Consider the following 21840-nt stretch of genomic DNA (forward strand, 5'->3'; position numbering starts at 1 on the left):
ACGAGGCAGGCAATCCCGGCACAAACCCAAAGGGTCGGGCAACGTTTACCTAGTCCGTCCCCCCTGCTTGCGCGGGATCCTCAAACAGCACTGAGGTCACTCAGGATGAGTTTTGCGGAACCGTGTCTGCCCATCTGTCGCAGTCGCCGTCAGTGACGATCTTTGCCCTCGGTAGCGTGTACTCTGGCCTGGATGAGAGTCGTACGTCCGAGGTGGCCTTTTCGGGCTAGAAATGGGATAGTTTTAGCGATCAGGCGAGCGCTGCTGACTGGTACAAAATACTGGTACAAAAAGACGCGACTGCGATAAAATAAGCTATTGTTTTAAAGACGTTTTTTATTCTTTTAGAGTTTCCCGCCCTCTCCGCCAGAACGCCAGTAAACACGCCCACTTCAGGGCGTTTTTCATTTGCGTCCCCATATCCCGGCGGACATTTCAAAAGACTGAGGGACGAGCGGCAACTGACGCTTGACGCCCAGCCGTCCGCGAGGCCGGACACCATACGCTACGCCCGCAGCTAAGGACCGTATCCGACTCGATGGCAAGCGGCCAAGTCCGAGGCGAGTGGTTCGACCGTTCCCTCCGCGAACCCCTGAAACTGCCCACGTCCGTTGTCTTCGACGCCTTCCGCCACACCTCCAAGGACATGTGCCGAAGCGCTCTGATCCCACGAGACATCCACGCACACTGACCGGCCACGCCGACGACCGGGACGGGAAGGATGAGGCCAGCGTGGGGTGGTGTTCTCGCTTGATACTGGTTACGCGCAGGTCACTTGATCACGCTCCGGGCAGTTCAATTAGCGCACCAGCGCTTGACTCTGCGACGATAGTTACTATACTAACCGTTAGTATGCTAACAAAAAAACACCGCCTCCATCTCCTCATCCATTGCGGCCACATGGTCGAAGAGCGCGTGCGCGTTCGTTTGGCCCACCTTGGGGTGACGCCCCGGCAGGCCTGCATCCTCGACGCGCTGGATCGGATGGGACATGCATCACAAGCTGAACTGGCTCGTGAATTCTCACTGACAGCAGCAAGCATGAGCACGATGACGTCCCGACTGTTGGCAGCGGGGCTGATCGAAAGGCATGTCGATGAACGCGAACTCCGCAGCAATGTGATAACGCTCTCAAAGTATGGCGAAAGTCTGCTCGAGAAAATTCACCATGAATGGCGAGAGGTCGACAGAGAGATGTGCGCGGTCATCGGCGTTGAAAATGCCGACCATCTTGCGACTTTTGCCGGCCAAATACGTAACGCGTTCGGCGGTTTCACGCCCGGCGAAGTGAAATCAGATGCAGGCGCATCAGCGTCGTTGCCCGGGTGTCCGCAATCACTTTGAGCACGACGTTTCATATCGTCATACATGATGTCGGCGAGGTCGCTCTTCCGGTATTCCGATTCGACCGATGACTTCGACGCACACAAGGAGCCACAACATGCACAGACCCTATCGCGCCGAGAGCGTGCGCGCCGGAACGCACCATGCGCTGCGCGCCATAGCCACGACGGGATTCGCGCTGGCGCTCGCCGCGTGCGGCAATCAGTCAGCACCTCCTCCGGCCAAGCCCGCTGCGGTGAACGTCTCGGCCTATACCGTAGAGCGCAGCCAGGTGCCGGTTACGAAGGAGCTGAACGGGCGAGTGGTGGCGGCAGTCACTGCAGAGATCCGGCCCCAGATTGGCGGCATCGTGCTGAAGCGCTTGTTCACCGAGGGCAGCACGGTGGAGGCAGGCCAGGTCTTGTATGAGATCGACCCGACATCGGCACAGACCACCGTAAGCGATGCACAGGCCACGCTTGCCAGCGCCAAGGTGGCTTTGGCGAGCGCCAAGGCAAAAGCCGCACGCTACAAAAAGCTGGTGGAGATCGAGGCGGTGAGCCTTGAAAGCGCTGAAGAAGCCGAAGCCGCTTACAAGCAGGCCGTTTCGTCAGTGATTTCGGCCGAAGCGGCCCTGAAGTCGGCGAACATTTCACTCGGGTATGCCAACGTTACATCACCCATCAACGGGATCATTGGGCGCTCCAGCGTGAGCCAGGGGGCACTGGTCACCGCCAATCAGACTACTGCGCTGGCCACGGTACAGCAGCTCGACCCAATCTATGTGGACGCAACGCAATCCGCCTCAGACCTGCTCCGTATTCGTCAAAGTTTCGAGCAGGGTCTGGTCAAGCTGGATGGCAGTCGCGCCGTCGTGCGACTGGTGCTCGACGACGGCAGCACGTATGAGCACGCGGGCCAGTTGAAACTGTCGGAGGCCGTCGTCGATGAAACGACAGGCACGGTGACGGTGCGCGCGCAGTTCCCCAACCCGAAAGGGTACTTGCTGCCTGGCCTGTATGGGCAGATAAGGCTCGAAGGCGCAGTGATGCAGGACGCGCTGGTGGTGCCACAGGTGGCCATCAGCCGCGACGCCAAGGGAAATGCGCTGGCTTATGTGATTGATGCAAACAACACGATCGAGCAGCGCTCGCTGACCACAGGCCAGGCGCTGGGCGACCAGTGGATTGTGGAAACGGGTTTGAAGGCAGGCGAGCGCGTCGTCGTAGAGGGCTTGCAAAAGGTTCGCGCCGGCTCAGTGGTAAACGTGACGGGCGAGGAGCCCGTCTCAACGTCCATCTCAGCGACCTCCGCGCCAGCGGCTTTGGATTAACAGCGCCATGTCCCAATTTTTCATTAACCGCCCTGTCTTCGCCTGGGTGCTGGCCATTGGTGCAATGCTCGCCGGCCTGCTGGCAATCGACTCAATGGCGGTATCCCGATACCCCGCGATCTCCCCCCCCACCGTTACCATAAGCACGACGTACACCGGCGCGTCGGCTGCAGCGGTAGAAGACTCCGTGACTCAGGTCATTGAGGAAAACCTCACCGGACTGGATGGCTTGCGTTACATGTCGTCCTCTTCGACCTCTTCCGGTGCGGCCAGCGTACAGCTCACCTTCGAGATTGGCACCGACCCCGACACCGCGCAGGTGCAGGTGCAGAACAAGGTGCAGCAATCCACATCTTCGCTTCCGGAGTCGGTGCAGACCGAGGGTGTAACGGTTACCAAATCTGGCGACGAGATGCTGATGGCGCTTGCGCTGGTTTCCAGCGACGATAGTCTGAACTCGGCCGACCTGGGTGACTATATCGCTTCCAACCTGAAGACACCCCTCAGCCGGGTGGCAGGCGTGGGTAGCGTCGATGTGCTCGGCGCCCAGTATGCGATGCGCGTCTGGCTCGATCCGGCGAAACTGACCGAGTACAAGCTCACCCCTGCCGACATCAGCAGTGCCATTGCGGCACAGAATACTCAGGTGTCGGCAGGCCAGCTCGGCTCATTGCCCGCGGTCGAGGGGCAGCAGCTCAACGCCACCATCAACGCGCAAAGCCGTCTGCAAACAGCAGAACAGTTTCGAAACATCCTGCTCGTGACGAGCACAAGCGCAGCCACTGTGCGCCTCGCCGATGTGGCAGATGTCGAAATGGGAAGTGCCAGCTACAACGTCAGCGCCACCTTCAATGGCAAGCCGGCCGCGGGCATGAGAGTACTGCTGTCGACAGGCGCCAACGCGACGGAAACAGCGGCGGCGGTCAAAGCCGAAATCGAGAAACTCTCGGCCACCTTGCCCGCTGGACTGACGGTCGAAACAGCCTACGACACGACACCGTTCATCGAGACCTCCATCGAAAGCGTGGTTCAGACACTGATCGAGGCCGTGGCGCTGGTGTTTCTGGTGATGTTCCTGTTTCTGCAAAACTGGCGCGCTACCTTAATCCCCACGCTGGCGGTGCCCGTGGTCTTGCTGGGCACCTTCGCATTGCTCTCGGCATTTGGCTACAGCATCAACACACTGACCATGTTCGCAATGGTGCTGGCCATTGGTCTGCTGGTGGACGATGCCATCGTGGTGGTGGAGAACGTCGAGCGCTTGATGGCCGAAGAAGGTCTCTCGCCACTGGAGGCGACGCGCAAATCCATGCGCCAGATCTCCGGCGCGCTGATCGGCGTTGGTCTGGTGCTCTCGGCCGTGTTTCTCCCAATGGCGTTCTTCAGCGGTACCACAGGGGTCATCTATCGCCAGTTTTCAGTGACCATCGTTTCGGCAATGGTGTTGTCGGTCCTGGTGGCTCTGGTGTTCACGCCCGCGCTGTGCGCCACTCTGCTCAAGCCCGCGGCGGCAGGCGGTCATGCGGCAAACAGAATGTTCGGTGGTTTCAACCGCATGGTGGATCGCACCACCAAAGGGTACGAGGCCGGTGTCGCGCACGTGCTCAAGCGCGGGGGCCGCTTCGTGTTGCTCTATGCACTGCTCGGCGTCGTGATGGCCGTGCTCTTCATGCGCCTGCCCACCTCCTTCGTGCCGGATGAAGACCAGGGCGTGATGATGGTGCAGATCGAATTGCCATCCGGGGCGACACAGGAGCGCACGCTCAAGGTCATGAAACAGGTGGACCAGTACTTTCTGGAGAACGAGAAAGACAGTATGGAATCCACCTTCATGGTGGCCGGGTTTGGGCTGAGCAGCAGCGGCCAGAATGCGGGCTTTGGTTTTCTGCGCCTGAAAGACTGGTCCGAACGCACAAAGGATTCGCAAAGTGTCAGCGCCATTCAGGCAAGAGCAATGGGCGCGCTGAGCCAGATCAAGGATGCACGCGTATTTGCCCTGGCACCGCCGTCCATCCCCGGCCTGGGTTCCACTGGGGGCTTTTCCATGCAACTGCTGGACCAAAGCGGCCAAGGCTCTCAAAAGCTGAGCGCCGCCGCCAACGCGGTGGTCGCGGCCGCAGGCCAGGACCCTCAATTGCAGGGGGTGCGCATCAGCGTTCCCGACGATGCTGCACAGTACGTGCTTGACATTGACAACGCCAAAGCTGGCGCATTGGGCGTGGCGGTGAGCGACCTCAACAGTGTGCTTTCCACGGCCTTGGGCGGCAGCTATGTAAACGACTTCATTGATCGCGGCAAAGTGAAGAAGGTGTACGTGCAAGCGCGCGCCAATGCGCGCATGTTGCCGGAAGATCTGAACAAATGGAGCGTGCGCAACAACAACGGCGACATGGTGCCATTCTCGGCCTTTACCACCGGCAGATGGACGACAGGCGCCCCCACGCTGTCGCGCTTTGACGGTGACTCAGCGATTCAGATTCAGGGCGACGCAGCTCAGGGCATCAGCTCGGGCACGGCGATGACGATTATGGAAAGCCTCGCCGCACAGGTTGCCGACGGCTTTGGTGTGGCCTGGAGCGGGCTGTCGTATGAAGAGCGCCAGGCCGGCGCCAACGCCAGTGCGCTGTACGTATTCTCGCTACTGGTGGTGTTCTTGTGCCTCGCGGCCCTGTACGAAAGCTGGTCAGTCCCCCTCTCGGTGCTGCTGGTGCTGCCCGCCGGCGTGCTGGGCACTGTGCTGGCAACGCATGCGCGCGGTCTGGAGAACGATGTGTACTTCCAGGTCGGCCTGCTGACCATCCTTGGGCTGACGGCCAAGAACGCGATTCTGATCGTCGAATTTGCCAAGGCCGCCGTCGACCAGGGGGAGGACGTTGTTGCCGCAACATTGACTGCCTGCCGGCAGCGCCTGCGCCCCATTGTCATGACCTCGCTCGCCTTTGGCCTGGGCGTACTGCCGCTGGCAATCAGCAGCGGCGCGGGCTCGGGCAGCCAGCATGCAGTCGGCACAGGCGTCGCCGGCGGCGTGATCTCCGCCACCTTGCTGGGCATCTTCCTGGTGCCGCTGCTCTACGTTCTGGTTCACAACCTGTTCAAGTGGGGTAAGGGTTCCGAACACGAAGCAAAACCTGCTCAACAGGACATGCCATGAATCTCGCACATTTCACTCGCATCGCGCTGCTGGGCCTCAGCGTCGGCCTGACGGGCTGCGTCAATCTCGCGCCCGACTATGCTCGCCCCGTGGCGCCCGTAGCGGGCGTCTGGCCCACCGCTCCGTCTGCGACGACGGGGGGCGTAACTGCTGATGAACTCAATTGGAAGGAGTTCTACGGCGACGAGCGCTTGCGCACGCTCATCGCGCTGGCGCTGAACAAGAACCGCAGTCTGCGCCAAGCCGCACTGGATGTTGAGAGCGCGCGCGCTCAATTCCGGATTGCCCGAGCGAACGCACTACCGACGGTCGACGCCAGCGCAAGCGGCACCGCAGAGCACACTAGCGGCGAAACCTCCCGAGCCTACAGTGCAGCGCTGGGCATCAGTGCTTTTGAGCTGGATTTTTTCGGCCGAATCAACAACTTGCGCGGCCAGGCGCTGGAAACCTTTCTGTCCTATGAGGAAACTCTGCGGGCAATGCGCATCACGCTGGTGGCGGAAGTGGCTACCGCCTATCTGACGCTGGCAGCAGACCAGAAAAGCCTGCGACTGGCAAAAGACACGCTGGCCAGCCAGCAGAAATCGCTGGATCTGACGCTGAGCACCTTCAAGATTGGCACATCTTCGGGCCTGAACGTTGCTACAGCACAAGCCAGCGTTGATACAGCGCGCGCCGAGATCGCCACTTATCAGACGCAAGTGGCACAAGACCTCAGTGCCTTGAGCCTGCTCGTTGGTCAACCGATTGACCCCGCTCTGGTGGCGGATGCCGGCGCCGCTGTAACAGATCCGCTCACACCATTGATCAGTTCCATCCCCTCGCCCGCTGAACTGCCTTCAGAACTGCTTCAGCGCCGCCCCGACGTACTGGCTGCCGAGCGCACCCTGCGTGCGGCAAATGCCAACATTGGCGCAGCCCGCGCAGCACGTTTCCCAAGTATCACGCTTACCACCACCCTCGGTACCTACAGCAGCGAGTTGTCGCAACTCTTCAGTGGCGGCACCGGCTTATGGAGTTTCATACCCATCGTATCGGTGCCGGTCTTTGACGGCGGTTCGGGTGAGGCCAATGTACGCGTCGCTGAGGTTGCACGCGATGCAGCCCTGGCGAACTACGAACTCACCATTCAGACCGCATTCAAGGAAGTCGCGGATGCCTTGGCAACGCAGCAGAACATGGGCGAACTGTTGTCCGCACGCCAGTCATCGCTGGAAGCCAACAAGAAGATCTACGTCCTGACCGAAGCAAGCTACCGTGAGGGTCTCGAAAGCTCGCTCTCAGTGCTGACGGCGCAACGCGCCTACTACACCGCGCAGCAGAACATGATCGCTACGCGACTGCAGGAGGCCAGCAACTGGGTCGCGCTGTACCGCGTCATGGGCGGCGGATGGCAGCCTTAGAAGATCGCTGAACAAGTCGCTATTTCGGGGCCGGATGGTGGTCACCGACGACGACCACGCCTCGAGTCCGTCGGCGTCATGACCATGAAGCCGAAGTCGGACGACGCCGATGAGTTTGCCGTCATCGCTGGCAATTCGCCAGCCGACGGCCTTGCCGGTTTCTGAAGCGGCCCGTGTCCGTGGTCTTCCACTCCTTACGTCACACGTTCAAAAACATGTGACGGAACGCCCTGCCCCCGCGACCGACGCGCTTTGGAGCGCTACGGGTGACTTCACCGATCAAGGGCACGTAACCAGGCACCAGGGAGGTGAGCACAGACGCCCCACGGACAGGTCTTTGGTGGTTGCGGCTGCGCATGTGCCTGTGCATTATGGCCAGCCCTTCACGGAAGCTGTCGATCAAACGACTCTGACCCCTTTGATTCCAGCGATCTGGAGAATGCCGTGGGAACCAACGAAAGCAACGACGAAGACGGTCTGGTGTGCGCCTACCTGCAGCAGCCAGACGGCCGCTGGCAGGCTGCCGGCTGGGACGGCGTGCGTGCCTGGCGACCGGGTGACGGTCTGCTGTGGATGCATTTCAACCGGTCGGCAGAGGCGACCCGGTCCTGGCTGCAGGAAGGCAGCGGCTTGGATGCGCTGGTGGCCGACAATCTGCTGGCCGAGGAAACGCGGCCGCGCGCGCTGGCCATGGACGGCAACCTGCTGGTGAACCTGCGGGGCGTCAACCTCAACCCCGGCGCCGATCCCGACGACATGGTGTCGCTGCGCATCTGGCTCGAACCCGGGCGCATCGTGACGTCCCGCCGACGCCGGCTGATGGCCATCGACGACATCCGCGAACAGATCACCCGGGGCAAAGGGCCACGCGACACCGGGGATTTTCTGGTGGAGGTTGCGGGCCTGCTGGTCAACCGCATGTCGCCCGTGATCGAGCAACTCGATGAGGCAGCGGACGACCTCGAGGAGCAGGTGGTCACCGGAGAGCGCGAGGATGTGCGGACCCGGCTGGCGTCGCTGCGGCGCCAGGCCATCAGCCTGCGGCGCTACCTGGCGCCACAGCGCGAGGCCTTGTCGCGCATCCAGGGGGAACCTGTTGAATGGCTGCACGAGCGGCACAAGGCTCAGCTGCGCGAAATCTCGGATCGCACCATGCGCTACGTCGAAGACCTCGACGCCATTCGCGAACGGGCCGCTGTGATTCAGGACGAGGTGGCCAACCGCGTGGCCGAGTCGATGAACAGGAACATGTACATGCTCGCCATCGTCGCCACCATCATGCTGCCGCTGGGTTTCATCACCGGCTTGCTCGGCGTCAACGTGGATGGCCTGCCTGGCGCTCAGGACACGCCCTGGGCGTTTGCCGCACTCAGCGCCTTCCTGCTGGTGCTGGTGTTCCTGCAGATCCTGGTGATGCGCCGCCTGAAATGGTTCTAGCGGTCGTCGCTGCCTGGTCGGGCGTCGCTTCTGCGACGCCAATCGCACTTGTCACTGACCGCCCGGCTCGGGGCGGATGAGATCGCAACCCGCTCCCGCCATTCCTGTTCTCCGGGCACCCGCAGGCAGGAATCAAAGGGGCAGAGTCAATCGATCGATGAAGCGTCGGACGGCTCCCGCGCGCGATCGTATTTTCCCGGCCAATGACGGGAGAACCTGAGCACTGAGCCAGGCCGGGTCATTCGGGTTCCATCTGCGCTTTGATCTGTTCGCGCATCTGGCTGATTTCCTCTACGAAGGCTTTGACCGTCGGCCGCAGTGGTTGCGCGAGATAGTGCAGCTCCAGCGCAACAGCGGGCGGTGCCGGCTGAAGCTTGATAAAGACACAGCCGTCGCTTTGCAGGTAGCGAATACAGGCCGGCGCAATCGCCACCCCCATGCCGCTGGCCACCTGACTCAGCAGTGTCTGCATCTGAGTTGGCTGGCGTACCACTCGCGGAGAGAATCCCGCCTCCCCGCAAGCGCTGATGATTGTGTCGAACAGACCACTGGCCTGCCCGCGCACGAACAGCACGAAGTCTTCCCGGGCCAGCTCCTTGAGTGACAGCCGCTTGCGCTTGGCCAAAGGATGTTCCTGGGGCAGGACTGCCATCAAGTGGTCCTGATAGAGCAACAGCTTTTCCAGACCAAATGGGGCGGGTTCGGGCAGCGGACGCGACAGCCCCAGATCGATCTCGTGACGGGCGAAGGCTTCAAGCTGCTGCTGGGCGGTCATCTCGAACAGCTCTACGTGAACATCGGGATGGCGCTGGCTGAAATGGCGGAGCAGGACAGGCATGAAGCGCGCGGTGGCCGAACTCATGTAGCCGATACGGAGCTGTCCGGTCTGACCTTTGGCGGCACGCGTCACCCGATCACGCGCCTCGCCCTCCAGCGCCAGCAGTCGACGCGCATCCTCCAGCAAGACCTCACCGGCTGCAGTGACCCTCACTTCCCGCGTGCTGCGCCACAACAGGGCGGTACCCAGCTCCTCCTCCAGCTCGGCAATCTGCCGACTGATGGCCGGCTGAACCGTGTGCAAGCGGCGTGCGGCCTCCGAGAAATTGCGCAACTCCGCCACTGCCACAAAGGTTCTGAGTGTCCTGAGTTCCATCACCACATCCTGATTAATACAAACTCGCTATAGGTTAAATACTATATCAACATTTCCGTTATGAAACGGGTGGCATTAGAGTCTGTGTCTTGCTCGCTGTGCGTGCACATTCACCGAACCATTGAATATGTCATCTACACACTCTGACGCGGCATCAGGATCGCCCTCAGGCGCGGACGCGCCCTCCTTCCTGCTGCTGCTACTGATGGCCGCAGCCGTGGCCTTTACGGCAGCCAACCTCTACTACTATCAGCCCTTGCTGCCAGCGCTCCGTGATGGCCTGACCTTGAGCGACACGCAGCTGGGGCTCGTGCCCTTCGCCACCCAGGTCGGCTACGCAGCAGCCATTCTGCTGATCTCGCCCCTGGGCGATGTCATGCCACGCCGAAAGCTGATTGCATTGCTGTCCTGCCTGCTGGTGGGCGCACTGGTGCTGCAGGCCAGCGCCGTGAATGGCGTGATTCTGGTGCTCGGCACTTTTCTGATGGGCTTGGGCGCCAATATCACCCAGCAACTGATTCCCCTGGCCGCCTCGATGTCATCACACCAGCAACGTGGGCGGGTACTCGGCACGCTGATGAGCGGACTGACCGCCGGAATCCTGCTGTCACGTGTGCTCAGCGGCAGCGTCGCCGAGCACATGGGCTGGCGGGCCGTGTACTGGATGGCGGCGTCCACCGCACTCATCTGGGGATTGTTGCTGTGGCGCCTGCTGCCAGACGAACGCTCGCGGGTTCGCGGCATGCGTTACCCCGCGCTGATCGGCTCCATGTTCACCCTCTTTCGTCAGCACGCCCTGCTCAGGGTCTCGGCACTGACCGGCGCGCTGTGGTTTGCCGCGTTCAACGCTGTCTGGGCTAGCCTGGCCCTGCACCTGACCAATGCGCCGCTCGACCTGAACCTGCAGCAGGCAGGCATGTTCGGCCTCGCGGGCATGGCCGGCATTCTCGGCGCCAAGGCGTCCGGTCGCTCGGTGGTGCCGCTGGGCACCTGGAGGACGATCTTCCTGGCACTGCTGGTGGTGCTGGTCGGCAGCCTGGTGCTGTGGGGTTTCGAGCATTCACTTGTCGGCCTGATAGCAGGCATCGTGCTGATAGACCTCGGCGTCTTCGCCGCCCAGGTGCCCAACCAGGTCCGCGTATTCGCAATCGAACCCGCTGCTCAGAGCCGTCTGAATGCTGTGTACATGCTGTTCTATTACCTCGGTGCCGCAGCAGGCTCGGCCTTCGGCGTGCAGCTGATGACGGCATATGGCTGGTCGGGTGTGATGGCACTCACCGTGACACTGTCGATGAGTGCCCTGCTTCTTCACATTGCGATGCGCAGGACAGACATGAGCGTCGAGCTGGCAGCAGCCTGAGTTTTCCCAACGCTGGCCCTCCCAAACACGGGCCTTACACCACTGGATAGCGCCGCAGCGGGGGAACCCGCCACCGGCCTGTCAGAAACGGATCTTGTTCATGATTGAAAAACCCGACACTTCACTGGCCTCTCTCTCGCCACTCGGACGCTTTACCCTGTTGGCGGTGGCCAGCCTGACCATCATGGTGGGCACGGTCGTCGCGCCCGGCCTGGCAATCATTTCTTCTGCGCTTGGTGTCAGTGGTCACGCCAGCTGGCTGGTCACCCTGCCGGCGCTGGGCGTGATTCTCTTTGCGCCCTTGGCAGGAAAGCTGATCGACCATGTGGGTGCCTACGCCTCTCTGCAGATGGGGCTGGTCAGCTACGGTCTGCTGGGCATCGCCGGGGCCATGCTGGAAGGCTCAGTACCGGTGTTTGCCGACCGGGTGTTGCTGGGAGGCGCGACAGCCGTCGTGATGGTCTCCGGCACAAGCCTGATCTCGCACTGGTATCAGGGGCAGGCGCGCCTGAAGATGCTCGCCCAGCAGGGCATGGCCATCGAACTGGGTGGTGCCCTGTTCCTCATGCTCGCTGGCGTTCTGGCGGGGATCGGCTGGCACTGGCCCTTTGCAATCTACTTGCTGGCCTGGGTCATGCTCCTGATGTTGCGCGCATGGGTACCGAGTCGCACTCCCTCGAATGAGGAGACGGGCTTCGCTGCAGATACGGCGTCCCGTGCCGGCATGGGGAGGGTCTACCTGGCAGCCGCAGCAGCGATGATGCTGTTTTTCACACCCATTGTGCTGCTGCCCCTGAAGTTGTCCAGCATGGGAATGAGCGAGGCGGAGATCGGCTTCTTCCTGGCAAGCATCGCACTGGTCGTGGTAATGGCGGCAATGATGCTGCCCCGCATTGTCGGTCTGATCGGCGAGAGCATCACCCTGCCCCTGGCGTTTTTCTGCTTCACGATCAGCTTGATCCTGTTCGGCATGGCCGAAGACATGCGAGTAATGGGTCTCGGCGCATTTTTGTCCGGTACCGGTTTCGGCTTCACGATTCCGCTGGCGAACCACATGACCGTTGAGCGAACGCCAGCCGCGCGTCGTGGCCGCAATCTGGCCTACCTGTCGATGGCCATCTTCTCTGGCCAGTTTCTGACCTCATTGCTGGAGTTCGTGCCGGGGCAGACCTCTTTGGTCTTTAGCCTGATGGCACTTGCAGGAAGCGTCTTCACGCTGATCTACCTGCTGATCTGGAAAAATGAGCGTCGGGTGCTGAGTGCGCAGTAACACGCTGACCCCAATGCCCGTCTGCGGTGAATGACGTCGCGCGAGCCTGAGCGACATTGAAGGTCGCCACGGGAACGGGGTCTGCCGCTACAGGTCTGCCGCTACAGGTCTGTTGAGTAACTGAATCAGGTAAACAGAGGACTTTGGAACGAATGAAACATACTGGAAAAATCGCCATCCTCATCGCCAGCATCGGTACACTGTGCGTGGCCTTGATGCTGTTTGGCGCGCGATTGGGGCTGTGGGAGCCGGTCACGGGATTTGGGCTTTATCGCACCTACCTCAATCCACTGGGCGCGATCAGTCTCGGCGTGGGTCTGCTGGCGCTGATCGTCCACCTGGTTCGCAAGGAAAAGACCGGGGCCGTTCTGGGCGGCGTTGCCGTACTCGTCGGGCTGGCCTGCCTGGCACCTTTGATCGCCGGGACACTCAACCCAACGCAACGCGCGGCGCCAATTCACGACATTTCGACCGACACGGTCAGCCCACCGGCGTTCGAGGTGCTGGATGAAACCCGCGCGGGGGCCAGCAATACGCTTGAATACGGTGGGCCCGACCTGGCCAGGGCCCAAGCCTCCGCCTATCCGGACATCGCGCCGCTCGAAACAGACCTGCCCGCGGACGCCGCGTACCAGCGCGCACTGGCGGTGGCACAGGACATGGGCTGGGAGATCGTCGCCTCGGACGCGGAGCGTCGCCGCATTGAGGCAACTGCTCGCACCTCTGTCTTCTATTTCGCAGACGATGTTGTGCTTGTCGTGACGCCACAGGAAGATGGAAGTCGCGTCGATATGCGCGGAGTATCAAGAGTCGGGCGCAGCGACCAAGGCGTCAACGCCGCCCGTATTCGCGACTTTCAACAACGGTTCCGCGGATGACATACAGGCTCTTGCGCAGCGCGCAGGCCCGCCAGCCAGCCTTGCCGCACTCACGCTCGGCCACGACACGGGGACATTCCGGACCGGATCTTCGATCCAGCGAAATGGCCAGACCGCCCGACTGACTTGGGGGGCTGGCTTTTTGATGCGGGCGATGGAATCAAGGGGGATCCACTCCGAATGGTGCTCACCGGGGTCAGATGGCTTCGATGAGACAGATCTCCGCGGGTCGGGCCAGCAAGGCGAGTCGGATGCGCTTTTTTGCGTGCATCTCAGATATAGCCTACCGCCCGCTTGCTGGACCGACGCATGTGCAGCGACATGCCGAGTGCCGCCATGTGATTTTCGTTTCGCCCCAGGATTTTCTCAGCCAGTGGCAGGAAATGTTGCTCTTCGTATTCCGCATGCGCTTTGTACCCCACTGTCAGCTGATCGATCGCTTGAGCATCGACGGGAACGAGTTCGCCACGTGCAAGCGTCTTCAACTGGGGTTCAATCCTTGCCCAGCAACGCTCGAGCTCACGATGCTCGGCAGTCAGTCGCGTAATGATCGTGCGAACCTGTTCCAGTTCTTCACCACTTGACGCACTCGCCATCACTGCGGTGAAGAGCTCGCGCTCCTCTTCCTGATGGTGCGTAAGTATTACATCACTGAAAAACTGCCGGATTCTCTCCGCGATGCTGCGGGCCTCTTCAGCCGGCTTCAGCAGCGCGGGCAGCCGGGCAAAAGCATCCATATGCTCGATGATCCCCGCATGACACCCCGAAAAACTCCCGACTGGAGCCGAATCGATTTCTGATTTCATTGCCACCTCCCTGGTTTCATCACTGGACACTCTCTCACCATGACAACCGCTCCCTTCCACAAGGGAGATGTGTGTCGTCACAACGCATACTGGTGCACTCGTATTCGGTCGCGCGGCCACGAACGCCCTTCCCCGCCCGTTTGAGTCCGGGGGCGTGCAACCCTTCCGCCGTGCTACCCCGATGAGTCATGCTTCTTCGGACAATCTGTAAATAACCGCACGGTGCATTTGCCACACACGTCCGGATCCAGCTTCGAAATGAGTTCCGCCAAAGCCTGACTCTTGCGCCAGAAGATATGGCCGTTCTTGAGACGTTCGAGCGAGTGACCACGTCTCCATGCGTCCATGACGCGTGTGCGGGGACGGTGGAAGAACAAACCACCGCCGATGGCCTCTCTTTGTGCGAACTCCTTCCGCCATACGGCTTCACCCGCTTGATCGATGAAGTTCATGCTCTTGGCCATGACCAGGAGATGTTTCTGCCCCGGGTTGTCTTCCCGATAGCAGCGCAGTGCCTCACTGACATGACGTGCTGCGCCGAAATAGACGGAACCTTCCATCCGGACCAGTTTGAGCTGAGGGCATTCCTCAATGGCCCCGTCGATCTCCTGGACAGGCGTAAAGCGTCGATCGGCACCGAACGGAACAAGCGCATGCATCGCAGGGCGCGAGGTCTGGTACAGATAGAACAGCAGCGACAAGCCGACCCCAACCAGGATCGCCAGCTCGATCCGGATGAACAGCACTGCAAGCCAGGTCGTGAACAGACACGTCGCCTCCTGAAAGCCGAACCCGGCGATCTCGCGAATTCGTCCGACGTTGATCAAGGTCCAGGAAACGTAGAGCAACAGGGCTGCGATGGCCGCCATCGGGATACGCTCGAGCAGCGAGGCACTCGCGGCGACCAGCGCCAGGAGTATCGCCGACGAGAACACCGCCGCAAGCGGCGTACGGGCGCCTGCCTCGAAGTTGGGCATCGACCGGTTCAGGGAGCCGCACGCCAGATAGGAGGACGTAAAGCTGGCCGCGACATTTGCCATCCCCTGTCCGAGGAACTCGCGGTTCGGGTCGAAGTGGTCGCCTGAACGATCCGCGATGGCCTTGGCAATCGAGACCGACTGGGCCATCGCCACCACCGACAGTGCAAGCGCGATGCCGATGAGGTCGCCGAGGCGCCCTGCATCGAAGCTGGGCAGGGTCAACGCGGGGAGGATCGCGGGGATCGAACCCATCTGGCTGACCGGCAGCCCCAAACGCGCCTCAATGACTGTCGCCAACAGGTAACCGCCAATCAGTCCGAGCAACATCGCAGGCCATCGCGGACGCAGTCGAGAGACGGCAAAGGTGACGACCAGCGTCGCCACTGCAACTGCAAGCTCTGTCCATGGAACGCTGTTCTCTCTGGCAAGACCATGCAGATCGAGCCCTGCGTGATAGGCAATCAGACAGGCGGCGCCGGCGGTAAAGCCAACAAGTACCGATGGTGCAATGAAATCGGCCAGCACCCCGAGACGAAAGATCGCGACCAGCAACTGCATCAGGCCGACCATGAAAGTCGTCACCAGAACGAGCTCGATGTAATCAGGGCTGCCTGGAATCGCCAGCGGCGAGAGCATGGCAAAGAGTGCAAGGGAATTGGCATTCGTCGGGCCGGACACGACGTGGCGGCTCGAGCCGAACAATGCGGCGACGACACAGGGCAGCAGCGCTGAATAGATGCCGTACTCCGGCGGCAGGCCCGCCAGGCGGGCGAATGCCACCCCTTGCGGCAAGACGAGCAGCGCACCGAGCAGACCGGCGAGCAGGTCCGCACGCAGGGTCTGCCGCGAAATGTCGCGCCACCAGGCCGCGCCGGCGGGAATCAGCGTGCGAAGCGGGAAATGGCTCATCGGGATCATCTTGGTATGTCGCCGTTTGGACCACCGGGCGGGCACTGAGCCCGCGCGATCGCCCCAACGGCGGTGCGGATGAAGTCCTGCCGCCGGTCGATCAGGCGATCCGGTTCGGACTGGGGCTGCTGTCGGCGTGCTCCATCAGCGCACGAACCAGCCGTTGCAGCAACGCCGCCTTGATCCCGGTCGCAGCGGGGGCGTCCCACAGATTGTCGATTTCGTGCGGATCGTCCTGCAGATCGTACAGTTCACCCCATTCCGCATCGCCGAACAAGCTCAGACGATAGCGCTCGGTAACCAGCGTCCGGACCTTCACCGGCGTGTCGAAACCGAGGTAGGCGCGCTGCTGGTTTTCCTCGATCAGCACGGCATCGCGCATGGAGTCGAGCTGCGTTCCCACGGGGTCGAACAAGGCCTTGCCCTGACTCCCGTTGGGCGATGCGATCCCCGCACGCGCGAGGATCGACGCAGGCAGATCGAGCGAGGACACGAGATCGTCGCGCCGCGCCGGAGACGACGCCTCCTCCCCCTCGGGCTCACGCCAGATGAAGGGGACCCGCACCAGCCCCTGGTAATGCAGCGGCCCCTTCAGCACGATGCCGTGATCGCCCAGCAAGTCACCATGATCCGAGGTGAAGATCACCACCGTGTTGCGGTCGGCGCCGCATTCGCGCAGTGTTTCCATCACCATGCCGATGCGGTCGTCGATGTTGGTGATCATGCCGTAGGTGAGCGCGGTCATCTCCTGGATCTCGCGCGGTGAGGCCATGAACAGCCGCTGACCATCGACCTTGGCCGCCCCCCGGCTGCGCTCTTCCATCAGCCAGCGCACGTGGGCCGGTTGCTCCTCGGCGGGAAGCAGGCTGGGCGAAAGCGGGATGTCTTCAGGACGGTACATGTCCCAGTAGCGCCCCGGTGGCGTCCACGGGTGATGCGGATCAGGGAACGAGCACATCAGGGCGAAAGGCTTGTCCGGATGGTTTTCGACATGCTCGCGGATCCACTTCTGCGACTGATCTGCGATGAAGTGCGTGGGGTACTGGAACTCGTCGAGGTGTGTCCGCCAGGCCTGGGGCGAGATGAAATCCGGATCGCGCACGCCATGCTCGCGGCCGAGCTGCGTGGCAAGCTCGGGGTGCTCGCGCTGCAGCCAGCGCAACCAGTCGCCGAAACACTCGTCCGCGTGGCTGTTGCACAGCACGACGTCCTGGAAGCCATAGTAAGGCAGCGTCAGCTTGTGGGACGGGTCGGACCAGCTCCCTTTCAACTCCTGACAGTACGCAGGATCGTCGATCGTGCCGCGACGCGACTCGGGAAAGGTCGCGGACTTTTCCGTCCCCGACAGGTTTTCCCGTGGCTTGAGCACCGGCGGAGCATCTTCCATGTTCTGCAGGTGGCTCTTGCCCACGAGCGCAGTGCGGTAGCCGAATTCGCCGAGCAGGTCGGCGAAGGTCACCGACTCCAGCGGCAACGGGACGCCATTGCTGCGCGCACCGTGGATTGAGGGCATGCGCGAGGTCATGATGGAACCCCGGTTCGGCATGCACACCGGTGTGGCGACATAGGCACGATCGAAGCACACGCCATCCTGGGCAAGCGCGTCGATGTTGGGCGTGCGGACGATCGGATTGCCATAGCAGCCGAGATGATCGGCGCGATGCTGATCGGTAATGAAGATCAGGAAATTGGGTCGCATGTCGTGTCTCTTATCGCATCAGGTTGGGAAGGCCGACGACGATTTCGGGCCAGATGAGGATGAGTGTCGCAGTGACCAGCATCGCGATGGCGAAAGGCGTGACACCGATGAAGACATCGCTCAGCTTCAGGTCTGGACGTGCGGCCTTGACCGTGAACACGTTCACCCCGACGGGTGGCGTGATCAGCCCAAGTTCGATCAGGATGATCACCACGACGCCGAACCAGATCATGTCAACGCCCTGAGCCTGCAGCGTGGGCAGGAACATCGGCACGATCAGCACCAGGATGCCCAGCGCCTCGAACACCATGCCGAGCAGAATGCACAGAGCGCCAATCGCGAGGATCAGCTGAATGCCCGATAGCTCCCAGCTGCCAACCATCTCCATCAACGCGAAGGGCAAGCCGGTGACGTTGATGAACTGCGAGAACACCAGCGCGCAGGAGGCGATGGCGAAAATCGACGCACTGATACCGACCGCGCCGCCGATGATTTCGAGATACTCCTTGCCAGTCCGCATCGCCCCCCTCGCGAGAGCAAACAGATACGCCCCTATGGCGCCAACACTGGCGGCCTCGGTCGCGGTGAACACGCCAAGATAGATGCCGCCCAGCACGACCATGAACAACACCACGAAGGCCCAGGTCTTCTTCAGTGCAGCAAAGCGCTGGGCCCAGCTCATGGCGCTCCCCGTCGGCGCGGCGTCCGGACGTAACCTCGCCCACAGGGCAATCGTGACCATGAAGGCGAGCATCATCAGCGCCCCGGGCACGATGCCGGCGATGAACATGCGCCCGATGTCCTCACGGGCGAAGATGCAGTAAATGACCATCGGAATGCTGGGCGGTATCAGGATGCCCAGCGTGCCCCCTGCGGCAACCGTGCCGGCGGACAGGCTGTCGTGATAGCCGTAGCGGCGCATCGGCGGCATCGCGACCTTCGTCATGGTTGCCGCGGTGGCGACCGAACTGCCGCACACTGCCGAGAAGGCACCACAGGCCAGGACAGTCGACATCGCCAGGCCACCGCGCAGCCTGCCAACGAGCGCATTCCCGAATTCATAGAGTTCGTCCGCAATCCCGCCGCGGCGGATGAACTCGCCCATCAGAACGAAGATCGGAACGACCACGAGATTGGGATTAACGATCATCTCGCCGATCTGCTGCCCGGACATGGCGATTGCCGAGTCCAACCCTCGAATCAGGCCGAAACCCACAAAACCGACCAGCAAAGTGGCAAAAGCCAGCGGCATTCCGGTGAAACTCAGGGCAACGAGGACTGCGAAACCAATCAGAGCGACGCTCATTGCTCATCTTCCTTGTGAAAGTCGTCGGCGCGCCAGCCACTGATCAGGACAGCCAGCGCCATGGTCACGAACAACGCAACCAAGGCAAAAATCCAACCAATCGGAAACTCCAGCACCGCGGTGAGCTCGCCGAACTCAATGGTGTGCCAGGCGTGCTGGGCCAGCAGTACCGCGAGAGCCGCGGTACCCAGGACCTCGGTTCCGAAGACCCAGCGTGAATAGAGTGTCGGAAAGCGCTTGCGAAGCGGCCCTTCGAAAAGGTCCACGCAGATGTGGATGCGCTGCGCCGCGACCACGATCAGACCTGCGCCGACAACGATGGCCAGCAGGGCGTTCGCAACCTCGGCCGCACCAAAAATGGCGGCGTTGAAGAAATAACGCATGACGACATCTGCTGCTGTCAGCAGCGCGATCACGATCACTGCCAACGCGCCCACGAACTGACCGACGCGGTAAAGCGGGCGTGCCCATGTTTGGGTTGCCATGAAAAGCCTCCTGAGCGTAACGAATTGAAGGGGCCAGCCACGACCGCGCCGGCGTGACCGGCGCGGATTGGGGTGCCGTCTCGTTACTTGGCGAGTGATGCGTACTCTTTGCGGAAGTCAGCGAGAACAGCCTTGCCGTCGAGGCCAGCCTTTTCCGCCGTGCGCTCAAACTGCTCGTAAGAAGCCTCTGCCGCGCGCTCGAGTTCGGCGAAGAATTTGGGATCAGCGTCGAGAACCTGGATATTGGCTGCCTTCAGTTCTGCCAAGGCAGCGACCGAAGCTGCGTTCGAAGCCTTGCCTGCGCGCCGGGCAAATGCCTCGCCCGAGAGCGCCATGATCGCTTTGCGATCTGCCTCGCTGATCGAAGCCCACTTGCGCTTATTGATGAACAGCGAGAAACCCGACGAGGTCACACCGCGCGGAAACAGCGTGATCGACTTGGTGTAGGGCGCCGTCTTGAAGTCGATTACGGCTTCAAGAATGAGGCCGAAATACCCATTGACCACCCCGCGCGCCACTGACTCGCTGACCTGCACAGCAGGACTGGTAATCGGGCTGATGCCGAGATTCTTCAGCAGATCCGCCGCCTCGCCGTAGAGCGCCCACATTTTGCGTTTCTTGAGCTCATCGACCGAATTGATCGGCGTATCCGTCGTGCTGTAGAGCTGTCCGCCGGAGAAATTGAAAATCGACAGCAGCTGCACATCAGGAAACTGGTTCTTGGATGCAAAGTGCTTCTCATACGTGCGCCAGGCGGCGATCGATGCAGCCTCCGCATCGCTCACGAGCCAAGGCAGCGAGGAGATCTCCAGCAAGGGGGCCTTGCTCTTGATCGTGGGATTGATCGCGAAGGCAACGTCGAATACGCCGGACGCAACCCCTTGCAACTGCTGCGGCGGCGGCGCCAGGCTACCGGCGGCGAACTCGATATCGACCCGGTTCTCGGTCACTTTCTCGACATCGCGAGCCCATTCGTGGAAGACCTCGTGCATGAAGTGTCCGGGCGGTACGAAGACATTCATCAGGAGCTTGGTCTCGGCGTGAGCCGTAACGGCGGTGAAGGCGGCAGCGGCCATCAGGGTCGTGGTAAGGAATTTGCGTAGCATGTCTCTCTCCGGGAAGGGCGGGATGGGCTCTTGATCTTACGAGGCCTGAACAGAAGGTTATTATTCGAGCTTATGGCAAGCAATGATTCACTGATCGAGTTTATAACCTCAGAGTTATGTATAAAAGCCAGTTGAGGTACCTGGAGCTCATCCTCCAGCACGGCAGTTTCGCCTCTGCCGCCCAGCATGCGGGCGTCACTCAGCCGGCTGTGTCGAAGGCGGTTGCCGAACTGCAGAAGTCGCTCGGAGTAAAACTGTTCGAAAAGAGCGGGCAGCGCCTCGTGCCGAATGCACAGGCCTATCGGGCGGTGCAGGCAGCGGTCCGCTTTCAGGCCGAACTTGATGCGCTCAGCGCGGAGCCCGGAAGCTCTCGCGACGGCTCAATCGGTGCGGACGTCACTGCCTTGCGGATCGGTCTCGCGCCGGCATCCGCACTCCTCTACGGGTCTGGGATCGAAAGGGTCTGGCACGCACACCATCCGGATGGCTTCCTGCAACTGATCAGCGGCAGCGCCCCCGAGTTGATGAGTCGCCTGAGGCAGCGAGACCTGCACCTTATCATCGCACCCCATGCGCGCAAGGAGGCCACTGCCGATCTGCAATGGCGAACGCTTCATATGAGCGAACCGACGGTTTACGTCCGTACCGGCCACCCCGTGCCCTCACTGGCCACGCTCGAGGACATTCGCGACGCGAGATGGGCCGTCGCAGGCAATCTCGGAACGGTTGGCCACGTGATCGAGGAGGCCCATCAGGTTCGAAAACTGCCGCCACCACGCGTGGTGGTGCAATGCCACGATTACCACATCCTGCTCACCCTTGTAGCCAATAGCGACCTGTTCTGCCTGGTGCCTCACCCCTGCCTGTTGAAGACTATCGAGCCGGGCACCGTGCGGCCGATCCGTCTACGCGAAGGGCTGCCGAAATACGGCGTAAACCTTACATGGTTACGCGAGATGGACGAACGCTTCACGCCCGTCATCCAGGCCATCGCCTCATCCCTCAGCGCCTCCGGCGATCGGGCGTGAACGCATGCGGGGGCATCGGCGAACCGATGCCCCCGCTCAGCACCTCTCAGGAATTACGTGCGTACCTTGACGATCTCGACTTCAACCGCATCGAAGACGTCCTTGCCGGCGGCCTGTGAGAAGCGCATCCGCAGGAGCTTCGACGCCTCGCGCATGCGCTCCGCTCCTGCTCAGCCTTGCAGTTCGGCGCGGTCGCGGAAATGCGCCAGGGCT

General features: G+C 61.5%; 16 protein-coding genes. 9 read left to right on the forward strand and 7 right to left on the reverse strand.

The annotated features are described in order from the left end of the window. Positions 1-900: 900 nt before the first annotated feature. The 5 genes from AC22G6_RS20325 (at position 901) to AC22G6_RS20345 (ending at position 8647) form a co-directional block, all read left to right on the forward strand. Entirely contained in the window at positions 901-1344 is a 444-nt protein-coding gene (locus AC22G6_RS20325) for a MarR family winged helix-turn-helix transcriptional regulator (RefSeq protein ID WP_487368283.1), read from the forward strand. A 97-nt stretch (positions 1345-1441) separates the two neighbouring features. Continuing rightward, positions 1442-2656, forward strand: coding sequence for an efflux RND transporter periplasmic adaptor subunit (locus tag AC22G6_RS20330; RefSeq protein ID WP_487368284.1), 1215 nt, complete (start codon positions 1442-1444; stop codon positions 2654-2656). Positions 2657-2663: 7 nt separating this feature from the next. Next, entirely contained in the window at positions 2664-5807 is a 3144-nt protein-coding gene (locus AC22G6_RS20335; RefSeq protein ID WP_487368285.1) for an efflux RND transporter permease subunit, read from the forward strand. Continuing rightward, positions 5804-7210, forward strand: a complete 1407-nt coding sequence (locus AC22G6_RS20340; protein ID WP_487368286.1) for an efflux transporter outer membrane subunit — start codon at positions 5804-5806, stop codon at positions 7208-7210. Before AC22G6_RS20335 ends, AC22G6_RS20340 begins: the two co-directional genes overlap by 4 nt. A gap of 444 nt (positions 7211-7654) precedes the next feature. Continuing rightward, on the forward strand, positions 7655-8647 hold the full coding sequence (locus tag AC22G6_RS20345) for a zinc transporter ZntB (RefSeq protein ID WP_487368287.1): 993 nt from the start codon (positions 7655-7657) through the stop codon (positions 8645-8647). A gap of 238 nt (positions 8648-8885) precedes the next feature. Here the strand turns inward: AC22G6_RS20345 and AC22G6_RS20350 are convergent, their stop codons facing one another. Continuing rightward, entirely contained in the window at positions 8886-9800 is a 915-nt protein-coding gene (locus tag AC22G6_RS20350) for a LysR family transcriptional regulator (RefSeq protein ID WP_487368288.1), read from the reverse strand. A 127-nt stretch (positions 9801-9927) separates the two neighbouring features. On the opposite strand from AC22G6_RS20350, the gene AC22G6_RS20355 reads away from it, so the two are divergent. The 3 genes from AC22G6_RS20355 (at position 9928) to AC22G6_RS20365 (ending at position 13308) form a co-directional block, all read left to right on the forward strand. Next, positions 9928-11160, forward strand: coding sequence for an MFS transporter (locus tag AC22G6_RS20355; RefSeq protein ID WP_487368289.1), 1233 nt, complete (start codon positions 9928-9930; stop codon positions 11158-11160). A gap of 100 nt (positions 11161-11260) precedes the next feature. Continuing rightward, the gene (locus AC22G6_RS20360; RefSeq protein ID WP_487368290.1) at positions 11261-12430 is read left to right on the forward strand and encodes an MFS transporter; all 1170 of its coding nucleotides are present in this window, start codon (positions 11261-11263) and stop codon (positions 12428-12430) included. Between the two features lie 152 nt (positions 12431-12582). Further along, positions 12583-13308 (forward strand): DUF1499 domain-containing protein, encoded by a 726-nt coding sequence (locus AC22G6_RS20365; RefSeq protein WP_487368291.1) that lies wholly within the window; start codon positions 12583-12585, stop codon positions 13306-13308. A gap of 272 nt (positions 13309-13580) precedes the next feature. Here AC22G6_RS20365 and AC22G6_RS20370 read toward each other — a convergent pair whose 3' ends face one another. From AC22G6_RS20370 to dctP, 6 genes are all read right to left on the reverse strand, one after another. Next, positions 13581-14114: a hemerythrin domain-containing protein gene (locus tag AC22G6_RS20370; protein WP_487368292.1), complete on the reverse strand. Its 534-nt coding sequence runs from the start codon at positions 14112-14114 to the stop codon at positions 13581-13583. A gap of 173 nt (positions 14115-14287) precedes the next feature. After that, positions 14288-16003: a SulP family inorganic anion transporter gene (locus tag AC22G6_RS20375; RefSeq protein ID WP_487368293.1), complete on the reverse strand. Its 1716-nt coding sequence runs from the start codon at positions 16001-16003 to the stop codon at positions 14288-14290. Positions 16004-16103: 100 nt separating this feature from the next. Further along, on the reverse strand, positions 16104-17702 hold the full coding sequence (locus AC22G6_RS20380; RefSeq protein ID WP_487368294.1) for a sulfatase family protein: 1599 nt from the start codon (positions 17700-17702) through the stop codon (positions 16104-16106). 10 nt (positions 17703-17712) lie between these two features. Beyond that, a complete protein-coding gene (locus AC22G6_RS20385; RefSeq protein ID WP_487368295.1) occupies positions 17713-19008 on the reverse strand; it encodes a TRAP transporter large permease in 1296 nt (431 codons plus the stop codon). Continuing rightward, complete coding sequence (locus AC22G6_RS20390) at positions 19005-19493, reverse strand: TRAP transporter small permease (RefSeq protein WP_487368296.1); 489 nt, start codon at positions 19491-19493, stop codon at positions 19005-19007. Before AC22G6_RS20390 ends, AC22G6_RS20385 begins: the two co-directional genes overlap by 4 nt. Positions 19494-19576: 83 nt before the next feature. Next, positions 19577-20599, reverse strand: coding sequence for a TRAP transporter substrate-binding protein DctP (dctP, locus tag AC22G6_RS20395; protein ID WP_487368297.1), 1023 nt, complete (start codon positions 20597-20599; stop codon positions 19577-19579). Between the two features lie 131 nt (positions 20600-20730). Here dctP and AC22G6_RS20400 point away from each other — a divergent pair, with 131 nt between their 5' ends. Beyond that, entirely contained in the window at positions 20731-21627 is an 897-nt protein-coding gene (locus tag AC22G6_RS20400; protein WP_487368298.1) for a LysR family transcriptional regulator, read from the forward strand. Positions 21628-21840: the final 213 nt, after the last annotated feature.

This window comes from Parazoarcus sp. PS-13 R2A (genome assembly GCF_057621855.1).